Annotated in this window: 8 protein-coding genes and 1 pseudogene; 3 read left to right on the top strand and 6 right to left on the bottom strand. The window is 68.6% G+C overall.

Going from position 1 to position 9,240, the window contains the following annotated elements; genetic code table 11:
- Positions 1 to 60 precede the first annotated feature (60 nt).
- Entirely contained in the window at positions 61 to 606 is a 546-nt protein-coding gene (locus AC1VAN_RS04830) for a glutathione peroxidase (protein WP_442251391.1), read from the top strand.
- A gap of 105 nt (positions 607 to 711) precedes the next feature.
- Here the strand turns inward: AC1VAN_RS04830 and AC1VAN_RS04825 are convergent, their stop codons facing one another.
- The 6 genes from AC1VAN_RS04825 to AC1VAN_RS04800 are packed head-to-tail and all read right to left on the bottom strand — an operon-like array spanning position 712 to position 4,795.
- Entirely contained in the window at positions 712 to 1,713 is a 1,002-nt protein-coding gene (locus AC1VAN_RS04825; RefSeq protein WP_032978521.1) for an MlaA family lipoprotein, read from the bottom strand.
- Between the two features lies 1 nt (position 1,714).
- Positions 1,715 to 2,026 (bottom strand): STAS domain-containing protein, encoded by a 312-nt coding sequence (locus AC1VAN_RS04820; protein WP_025875628.1) that lies wholly within the window; start codon positions 2,024 to 2,026, stop codon positions 1,715 to 1,717.
- Positions 2,016 to 2,678, bottom strand: coding sequence for an MlaC/ttg2D family ABC transporter substrate-binding protein (locus AC1VAN_RS04815; RefSeq protein ID WP_025875629.1), 663 nt, complete (start codon positions 2,676 to 2,678; stop codon positions 2,016 to 2,018). Before AC1VAN_RS04815 ends, AC1VAN_RS04820 begins: the two co-directional genes overlap by 11 nt.
- Entirely contained in the window at positions 2,675 to 3,199 is a 525-nt protein-coding gene (gene mlaD, locus AC1VAN_RS04810) for an outer membrane lipid asymmetry maintenance protein MlaD (protein WP_442251390.1), read from the bottom strand. Before mlaD ends, AC1VAN_RS04815 begins: the two co-directional genes overlap by 4 nt.
- 58 nt (positions 3,200 to 3,257) lie before the next feature.
- On the bottom strand, positions 3,258 to 4,007 hold the full coding sequence (locus AC1VAN_RS04805) for an MlaE family lipid ABC transporter permease subunit (RefSeq protein ID WP_480985363.1): 750 nt from the start codon (positions 4,005 to 4,007) through the stop codon (positions 3,258 to 3,260).
- Positions 4,007 to 4,795 carry an ABC transporter ATP-binding protein gene (locus AC1VAN_RS04800; RefSeq protein WP_025875633.1) on the bottom strand — a complete coding sequence of 263 codons (789 nt, stop codon included), beginning with the start codon at positions 4,793 to 4,795 and terminating at the stop codon, positions 4,007 to 4,009. Before AC1VAN_RS04800 ends, AC1VAN_RS04805 begins: the two co-directional genes overlap by 1 nt.
- 194 nt (positions 4,796 to 4,989) lie before the next feature.
- Between AC1VAN_RS04800 and recC the strand changes: the two genes are divergently transcribed.
- Both recC and AC1VAN_RS04790 read left to right on the top strand, forming a co-directional pair.
- A complete protein-coding gene (gene recC, locus AC1VAN_RS04795) occupies positions 4,990 to 8,331 on the top strand; it encodes an exodeoxyribonuclease V subunit gamma (protein WP_442251389.1) in 3,342 nt (1,113 codons plus the stop codon).
- Positions 8,328 to 9,240, top strand: a pseudogene (locus AC1VAN_RS04790) (exodeoxyribonuclease V subunit beta); the annotation flags it as partial. The gene recC and the pseudogene AC1VAN_RS04790, both read left to right, overlap by 4 nt.

Raw genomic sequence — 9,240 nt, 5'->3', positions numbered from 1 at the left:
CTACCGGTCACGTGCGGCGGTATGCTGGTGGGCCTTTCCCCACTGTAGCCGGAGCCCCGCGTGAGCACCTCGATCCAGGATATTTCCCTCACCACCATCGACGGCCAGCCGTCCTCTCTTGCCGACTACCAGGGCAAGGTGCTGCTGCTGGTCAACGTGGCGTCCAAGTGCGGCCTGACCCCGCAGTACGAAGGCCTGCAGGCGCTGTATGCGGAAAAGCACGCGCAGGGGCTGGAAGTACTGGGCTTCCCGGCCAACAACTTCCTCGGCCAGGAGCCGGGCAGCGAGGCGGAGATCCAGCAGTTCTGCCAGCTGACCTACGATGTGAGCTTCCCGATGTTCGCCAAGATCAGCGTGGCCGGTGAAGATACCCACCCGCTGTACCAGCAGCTGACCGCCGCGCAGCCGCAGGCGATCGGTGAAGGCCCGCTGCGCGAGCGCCTGGCCAGCAAGGAGATTCCGATCCACCCGGCACCGGCGGTGCTGTGGAACTTCGAGAAGTTCCTGGTTGGCCGCGATGGCGAGGTCATCGCCCGCTTTGCCCCGGACGTTGCCGCCGATGACGCGCGCCTGCGCGAAGCGGTCGAGGCGGCGCTGGCGGCCTGAAGACGACGTGCCAACCAAGGTTGGCACCTGCCGGAAGGTGGGTGGACGTCGGTAAAACAAAAAACCCCGCCGAGGCGGGGTTTTTTCATGCGTTGCCGGCAGCGGTCAATTGGTCCACTGCGGCATCGGCATCGCATCGACCGGGATCGGCGAGTTCGCATCGTCGCTGCCACGCTCGCGCTTGCCACGCAGGTCGTTCTCGATCTGGTAGTTGCGGCGCTGCATCCAGGCATCGCGGACCAGGGCGTATTCGTCCACCGCGGTATCGCGCAGGTCGTCGATCGCCAGCAGCTGCGCGCGGGTATCGACCAGCTGCAGGCCCTGCAGACCGATGCGGTACTTGTCGCTTTCGATGCGGCGGATCGGCGACAGCGGGATGTCACCGGCCAGGCCGAACACATCACGCACGGTACGCGGGCCGAAGAACGGCAGTTCCACGTAGCGCGAACGACGCCAGCCCCAGGCGCCCAGGGTCTGCCCGAAGTCCTCGTTGCGTCGCGGCACCATCGCCTTGCTGGCCGGGTCGAACAGGCCACCGATGCCCAGCGTGCTGTTCATCAGGAACCGGCCCAGGCTGTCCCAGGCGTCGCCGGGGCGGCCCTGCAGCAGCTGGTTGGTGATGGTCAGCGGCGCACGCAGGTTGCTGAAGAAGTTGCTCACGCCGGTACGGGCAAAGCGCGGCACCACGTGGGTATAGGCGGTTGCCAGCGGGCGAGCGATACCGCGGTCGACGGCGTTGTTGAACCCGTGCACCTTGCGGTTGAAGGGTTCCCACGGGTCGTACGCGGTAGTGCTGGTGGTGCTGCCATTGGCGCCGTACAGCGCGTCGAAGTCGTCATCGCCGCCCGGTGCGGCGGCGGTGGCATCACTGCCGGTTGCACCCTGCGAGGCGGTAGCCGGTGCCGGCGCGGCCGCAGCAGGTACGGGGGCGTCGGCTGCGACGCTCGCAGCAGGCGCATCCGCACCAGCAGCGTTGTCGACCGTGGTGGTATTCGTCGCCGGCACCACGGTGTCGGCGGTCGGCGCGTCGCTGCGCGCCGGCTTGCCGGCACAGGCGCTGAGCGCGGCGGCCAGGAGGATCAGAGGGAAAACGCGCACGACGTTCATGTCAGCTCGCAGCAGAAGTAGCGTTGAAGTCCAGGTCGGGCGACAGCCGGTAGGCCGCGCTCAGCTCGTTGTAGCCGGCGGGGGCGCCGGAGATTGTCAGCGGATGGCCGCCCTGGCGCGCGCGTGCGGCCAACTCGGCCAACAACGCCAGGCCGGCGCTGTCCACGCGCTCGACCTCCGCCAGTTCCAGCCGCGACAGCTGCGCAGGCAGGGCCTGCAGTTGCGGCCACAGCGCGATCACCGCTGCACGGTCGAGCACCCCGCGCAGGCGCAGGGTGTCACCTTCCAGCAGCGCCAGCGCCTTATTTGCCATTGCCGGCCGGCCCAGCCTGCATGCTGCCGCTGCGCAGTTCGGTGGCCACCTGCTTGATGCCCTTCTGTCGCAGCGGGGCATCGAACTGGTTGCGGAAGGTCTGCACGTAGGAGATGCCTTCGATGTTCACGTCGAAGATCTTCCACTGGCCGCCTTCGTTGCGCATCCAGTACTCCACCGGCGTCGGCTCGCTGCCGGCACGCACCAGCTCGGTGCTCACGCGCACGCCGCGGTTGCCCGGCAGCGGGCTTTCGCCCTTCAGGCGGAAGCTCGGCTTGCCCTGGATGTTGAGCAGGGTCGAGCCATAGCGCTGCATCAGGTTGTCGGCCATCGCATTGGCGAACAGCTTGATGTCAGCGTCCGCAGCGCCGCGGGCGTGCGTGCCCAGCACCAGGCGCGCGGCATAGTCGCGGTCGAAGGTGCGGTTGAGCTCGCTGTCGATATAGCTGCGCAGGCTGGCCGGGTTGCCGCTGAATTCGGCACGGCGCTGCTGCAGGGTGGTGAGGATGCGCGTGCTGGCGTCGATCACCACCTTGCCGGCCTGGCCCTGGGGGGCGGCGGCAGCGGGGGCGGCGGCCTGCGCCTGGGCCAGGAACGGGGTAGCCAGCAGCAGCGACGAGGCGAGCAGGGCCGGGATCAGTTTCATCTTCATGGTTGCGTTTCCGTTGCAGGCGCCTGCGCGCCATCGTTGGGCTTCGGAGCAGCGCCGCCACCGGCGCCGCCACTGAACATGTATTTGCCGACCAGCTGGATCAGGTCCACGGCCGGCTGGGTGAAGACGATCTCTTCGCCGGGCTTCAGCACGTCGGGATCGCCGCCGGGCTGCAGACCGATATAGCTCTCGCCGAGCAAACCACTGGTGAAGATGCCCGCCGAGGTATCGGCCGGCAGATCCTTGACCTTGCTGTCCATGCGCAGGGTCACGATCGATTCGAACTTCACCGGGTCCAGATCGATCGCTGCGACCTGGCCGACGGTGACACCACCGATCTTCACCGGCGCCTGCTTGCGCAGCTGGCCGACCTGGGAGAAGCGTGCCTTGAGTTCATAGCCTTCGCCACCCCAGCTCCAGCGCTGGTTGGTCGAGGCGACGGCCAGCACCATCAGCGAGGCCAGGGCCAGCAGCAGGAAGGCGCCGACGGAGAATTCGAGTCTGGGACCGCGGATGGCCATGTGGATTACCTGATCAGTCGTGGTGGCCGCGCGCCGATGCGCACCGCCGATGGAGGGGTTAGGTGAACAACATTGCCGACAGTACGAAGTTGAACATCAGCACCAGCAGCGAGGCGTTGACCACCGCACGGGTGGTGGCGACGGACGTGCCTTCGATGGTCGGTTCGGCGTGGAAGCCGACATAGGCGGCCACCAGGGCTGCGGTACCACCGAAGATCGCCGACTTCAGCATCGCCACGCCGAAGTCGTCCCAGAAGTCCACGCTGCCACGCAGCGCCGACCAGAACACGCCGTTGTCCAGGCCCAGCACGTGCACGGCTTCGAAGTAGCTGGCACTGATCGCCAGCGAACAGAAGATGCCGGTCAGCAGCGGCACGGTCAGTACCGCCGCCCAGAAGCGCGGTGCCACGGCCTTGGCCACCGGGTCGATGGCCATCAGTTCCAGCGCCTTGATCTGGTCGGTGGCGCGCATCAGGCCSAKCTCGGCGGCGATCGAACTGCCGGCGCGGCCGATGAACAACAACGCGGTCAGCACCGGTGCCAGTTCGCGGTACAGCGACAGGCCGAGCAGGGTGGACAGCGCGTCGGCCGCACCGAAGGTGGTCAGCGTGCGGTAGCCCTGCAGGGTCAGCACCAGGCCGACGAAGGCACCGCCCACGGCGATGATCGGCAGCGAGCGCGCACCGATCTTGTAGATCTCGCGGGTCAGCTCGGCCAGGAAATCACGGGTCGGCAGCGAACCGCGCAGCACGGTCAGCGAGAACAGGCCGGCACGACCCAGCGAGCGGGTGGCTTGCACGAACGGCATCAGGCAACCCTCGCGCGCGGTGCGGCATCAAACGGGATGGGACCATCGGGCTGGCCATGCAGGAACTGCTGCAGCAGCGGGTCCTGGCTGGTCTGCAGCGCCTCCGGCGTGCCCTGGAACACGATGCCGCCATTGGCGATCGCGATTACCTGGTCGCAGATCGGCAGAGTCTCGTGCACGTGGTGGCTGACGATGATGCTGGTCAAGCCCAGGCTGTGGTTGAGGCGCTGGATCAGGCTCATGATCACCCCCGAGGCGATCGGGTCCAGCCCGGTCAGCGGCTCGTCGTAGATCATCAGCGGCGGGTCCAGGGCCAACGCGCGGGCCAGTGCCACGCGCCGGGCCATGCCACCGGACAGCTCACGCGGCCAGGCATCGGCGGCGGCCAGCAGGCCGACCGAATGCAGCTTCATCTGCACCAGCCGGCGCAGCACCGGTGCCGGCAGGCGGGTGTGGGTGCGCAACGGCAGGGCGACGTTCTCGGCCACGGTCAGGTCGGTCAGCAGGCCATTGCCCTGCAGCAGTACGCCGACGCTCTTGCGCATCTCCAGAAGTTCGGCGGTGCGCTGCGGGATGGGTTTGCCGAACAGGGTGACGTCGCCTGCAACCGGACGCAGTTCGCCGGTCAGCGCCGCCAGCAGGGTCGACTTGCCGCTGCCGGACGGACCGAGCACCGCGGTGATGCTGCCCTTGGGCACCTGCAGCGAAACGTCGCGCAGGATCGTGCGCCCGCTCCGGTCGATGCGGACGTTGGACAACTGCACCAGACTGGGAGTGGAAGCCGACATGGGCACCCTTAACGTTTTTTCGACATTGAAGCATCGGGTCAGACTGCTGAACATAAGCAGACTGGACGGTGCAGTATTGTTGCACGGTCGGACCGTCGCCAGACCGGGACAATTCCGAAAACGACCGGAACAATCCGTCGCGATCACCGTACCCCGGGATTGAATACGGGCGGGTGTGCTGCACACTGTGCACGATGAGTGACCCGGGCAGCGACTTCCGCCTCTACCATTCCAATTCGCTGGACGTGCTGGCTGCCCTGCTGGCGCGCAACGTGCGTGTGCCGGTGCCGGGGCAGTCGCTGCTGGCGCCGGAGGTGGTGCTGATCCCGCAGGTGGCGATGCGGCGCTGGCTGCAGGCGACACTGGCTGCCGAGTATGGCGTGGCCGCCAACCTGGAATTCCTGACCCCCGGTGAGTTCGTCGCCCGTGCGCTGAACGCCAATGTCGAGGGCGAAGCCGACGACCTGGACGCGGCCGCCCTGCACTGGCGCCTGTACCAGGCCCTGCGCGATCCGCAGCTGCTGGCACAGCCACCGATGCGCGCGCTGCAGTCCTATCTTGCCGGGGGCGACGCGCTCAAACCCTGGGCCCTGGCCGGCGAACTGGCCTCGGTGTTCGAGAAGTACCAGGCCTGGCGCCGCGACTGGCTGCTGCGCTGGGAAGCCGGCGCCGACGCGGCCGATCCGCAGGCCATCCTGTGGCGCAGCATCGCCGCCGGCCATGGTTACCGCGCGCGCCGCATCCAGGCGTACCTGGACCGCTTCGAGGGCGCCGGCCAACCGCTGCCGCAGGGCCTGCCGCCGCGGATGTCGGCGTTCGCCACCCTCAACATCTCGCCCGACGTACTGCGGGTGATGGCCACCCAGTCGCGGGTGGGCGAACTGCATTTCTATCTGCCCACGCCGGTGCAGTCCTACTGGGGCGACCTGCAGACCCTGGCAGAGCGCCTGCGCAGCGGTGCGCCGGACCCGTTCGGCGAGGCCGCCGGCGAGAACCGCCTGCTGGAAGCGTGGGGTGCGGCCGGCCGCGATTTCATGGCGGTGCTGGGCAGCTATGAAGTGGTGCATCCGGCCGGTGAGATCGCGGCCTATTCCGACCCCGAGCAAGACACGCGGCCGACGATGGACCAGGGCGGGCTGTCCGACAGCCTGCTGCATCGCCTGCAGCGCGACCTGTTCCACCGTCGTGCCTTGCCTTCCGGTGAACTGCGCGATGGCCTGCGCAGCGACGACCCGAGCCTGCAGGTGCACGCCTGCCACACCCGCCTGCGCGAGCTGCAGGTGCTGCACGACCAGCTGCGCAGCCTGCTGCAGGACCCGCGCTTCGACCCGCCGTTGCAGGCGCGCGAGATCGCCGTGCTGGCGCCGGACATCGATCCGTATGTGCCCTATCTGGAAGCGGTGTTCGGCGGACGGGGGGGCGAGGACGAACACATTCCCTACGCGCTGGCCGACAGCAGTCCGTTGGCTGGCGAGCCGCTGGCCGACGTGTTCGTGCACCTGCTTGGCCTGCCGATTTCGCGCTTCGGCCTGAACGAGGTGCTGGATCTGCTGGCCAGTGCACCCCTGGCCGAGGCCGCCGGCCTGGAAGCGGTGGACTTCGACCGACTGCATGGCTGGTTGCAGCAGGCAGGCGCACGCTGGGGCCTGGATGCCCAGCATCGCGACCAGCTGCAGGCCCCCAGCGATGACGCCTACACCTGGCAGTTCGCGCTGGATCGCCTGCTGCTGGGCCACGCCACCGGCAGCGAGGTGGATCTGGTCGGGGTGGCGCCGTGGATCGAACTGGAAGGCGGGGCGCTGGATGCGCTGGACCGGCTGCTGCGCCTGCTGCGCGTGCTGGCCGTCTACCAGCGCCGGCTGGGCGAACTGTTGACCCCGGCACAGTGGCGGCAGCGCCTGCTGTCGCTGCTCGATGCCCTGCTGCCGACACCACCCAGCTCGCCCAACAGCCAGCGCGCGCTGGAGCGCCTGCGCAAGCTGCTCAACCAGTTCGCCGAAGATGCGTACAAGGCCGGGTTCGTCGATGGCGTGCCACCGGAGGTGGTGCGTGCGCACTTCGCCGGTGCGCTTGCCGAGGCCGATACGCGCGCGCCGTTGCTGACCGGTGGCATCAGCTTCGGCCGCATGGTGCCGATGCGCCTGCTGCCGTTCCGGGTGATCTGCGTGCTCGGCCTCAACGATGGTGATTTCCCGCGTCGCGACCCGGCCGCCGGCCTCAACCAGCTCACCGCCGAACTGGATACGCCGCGCCGCCGTCCCGGCGACCGCTCCACCCGCGAAGACGATCGTTTCCTGTTCCTGCAGTTGTTTGCTGCTGCGCAGGACGTGTTCTACCTCAGCTACCTCGGCGCGGACCCGCGCGATGGCAGCGTGCGCGAACCCTCGGTGCTGGTCAGCGAACTGATCGATGCCGCCGCGGCCTATCACCTCGATCCGTCGACCGCCACGCGGGACTTCACCGTGCGCCACGCGCTGCAGCCGTTCTCGCCGGCCGCCTTCGGTGACGGCGATCCACGCCGCTTCAGCTACCGCCGGCAGTGGCACCCGGCCGCCGGGCGGCTGGGCGGGCAGCGCGGCGGCCTGCTGCCGTGGTTCGACGCCGCACTGCCGCCGCCGGTGGACGACGCGGTGGAAGAAGAGGTCTCGCTGGAGAGCCTGCGTCGTTTCCTGTGTGATCCGGCCGGGCAGTTCCTCGCACAGTCGCTGGGCCTGCGCCTGGCCGACGACGTCGAGGACGTCGACGACCTGGAGCCGCTGGTGCTGTCCTCGCGTGGGCCGGAGAAGCGCAGTGTGCAGCTGGCCGTGGTGCAGGCCACCCTGGCCGGTGACGGCGAGCCGCTGTACCCTCGGCTGCGCGCACGCGGGCTGCTGCCGTCGGGCATCCTCGGCGAGCGCCAGTTTGAAGTGGAGCGGCTCAAGACCCGCCCCTATGCCACGGCCATGCTGGGCTGGTTGCAGGGCACGCCGCTGGAGAGCCGCCGCTATGAAGTGGAGATCGACGGCGTTCGCCTGCATGGCCGGGTCGGTGATCGCCATCCCGAAGGCCTGGTGCGCCTGCGCGCCGGCGCCCTCAACGGCAACGCGGTGATCCGCCAGGGGCTGGACTGGCTGCTGGCCAACGCCGCCGGCGATGCCTTGCCGCTGGTGCAGTTCTACGACGGCGGTGATGCCGGCCCCGGTCCGCATGCATTGCCTGCCTTGACCGTGCCCGCAGCACGCGCGGCATTGCGCGCGCTGCTGCAGCTGCGCCAGCGCGGGCTGCGCGAACCACTGCGCTTTGCGCCCTATACCGGCTGGGTGCTGTTCAACGCGCCGGTGGAAAAGCAGCGCAGCGAAGGCTGGAAACAATGGCATGGCAGCGACCGCAGCTGGGGTGAAGCCAACAGTGATGCCTGGCAGCTGCTGCTGCGTGGCGCCGACCCGTTCGCCGACGACGCCAGTTACGCCGACCTGCTGCGCAACAGCCAGGTGGTCTTCAGCGCCGTGCGCGAAGGGCGCAGCTTCGGCAATGATCCACAGGCGGGCCACGCATGAGCAGCGGTGCCGAGGGCGCTACCATCAACACGGCCCTGGCTGCGCGCCTGGTCGACCTGCCGCCCGGCGACGATGAAACACCCGATGCGCTGCTGACCCGGCAGGTGCTGCAACGTCATCTGCAGGACGGCACGGAAACCGCAAAAGCGTTGAAGCGGCGCCTGCAGGTAGCCGCCGACGAGATCGACCTGGCTGCGATCTTCACCATCCACGGCTTCTGCACCCGCGTGCTGCGCGAACATGCGCTCGAAAGCGGGCATACCTTCGACCCGCCCGAGCTGCTGGCCAGCGATCGCGAGCTGCTGGAAGAACTGGCGGCCGATCTGTGGCGGGTGCATGCCAACGATCCGGCAACGCTGGAACCGCTGACCTGGTTGTGGTCCCACCCGGATGCGCTGGCGGCTGACCTGCGCGCGCTGCTGGCATCGCCACCGCTGCACCCGCCACTGCAGCCGCTGGCCGTGGACGATCCGCGCCCGGCGCTGCAGGGCGCGGCGGCGGAACTGTCGATGGCCGTGCGCGAGCACGGTGAGCGCTTCTTCCTGGACCTGTGCGAAGCGGTCGACAACAAGTGGATCAACGGCGTTTCCTACAAGCTGGGCTGGCTGCACCCGCTGGGCCGGCAGCTGTTGGGCTGGGCCGAGCGCGGCGACGCAGYCGAACTGTTGTCCAGCGACCGCTTGCCGGCGCTGCTGCCCGATGCGCTGGTGGCCAAGACCAACAAGAAGTCCGCCGACCGCACACCGTCCTCGCCGCTGCAGGCACCGCTTGAGCGCTACGTGGCACTGCTGGCGCAGCGCGAACAATGGCTGCGTGCCACGGCACTGAACTTCCTGCACGCCCTGCGCGAGGAAGCCACCCAGCGCCTGTCGGTGCTGAAGCGCGTGCGCCGCGTGCAGACCTACGAGA

The sequence above is a fragment of the Stenotrophomonas sp. 05L44_2 genome, assembly GCF_056665995.1.
This window is presented reverse-complemented; position numbering and strand designations above follow the sequence as displayed.

Coding starts and splice junctions, on each gene's coding strand:
- AC1VAN_RS04825 (WP_032978521.1), bottom strand. CDS start 1,713: ATGAACGTCGTGCGCGTTTTCCCTCTGATCCTCCTGGCCGCCGCGCTC.
- AC1VAN_RS04820 (WP_025875628.1), bottom strand. CDS start 2,026: ATGGCAAATAAGGCGCTGGCGCTGCTGGAAGGTGACACCCTGCGCCTG.
- AC1VAN_RS04815 (WP_025875629.1), bottom strand. CDS start 2,678: ATGAAGATGAAACTGATCCCGGCCCTGCTCGCCTCGTCGCTGCTGCTG.
- mlaD (WP_442251390.1), bottom strand. CDS start 3,199: ATGGCCATCCGCGGTCCCAGACTCGAATTCTCCGTCGGCGCCTTCCTG.
- AC1VAN_RS04800 (WP_025875633.1), bottom strand. CDS start 4,795: ATGTCGGCTTCCACTCCCAGTCTGGTGCAGTTGTCCAACGTCCGCATC.
- recC (WP_442251389.1), top strand. CDS start 4,990: ATGAGTGACCCGGGCAGCGACTTCCGCCTCTACCATTCCAATTCGCTG.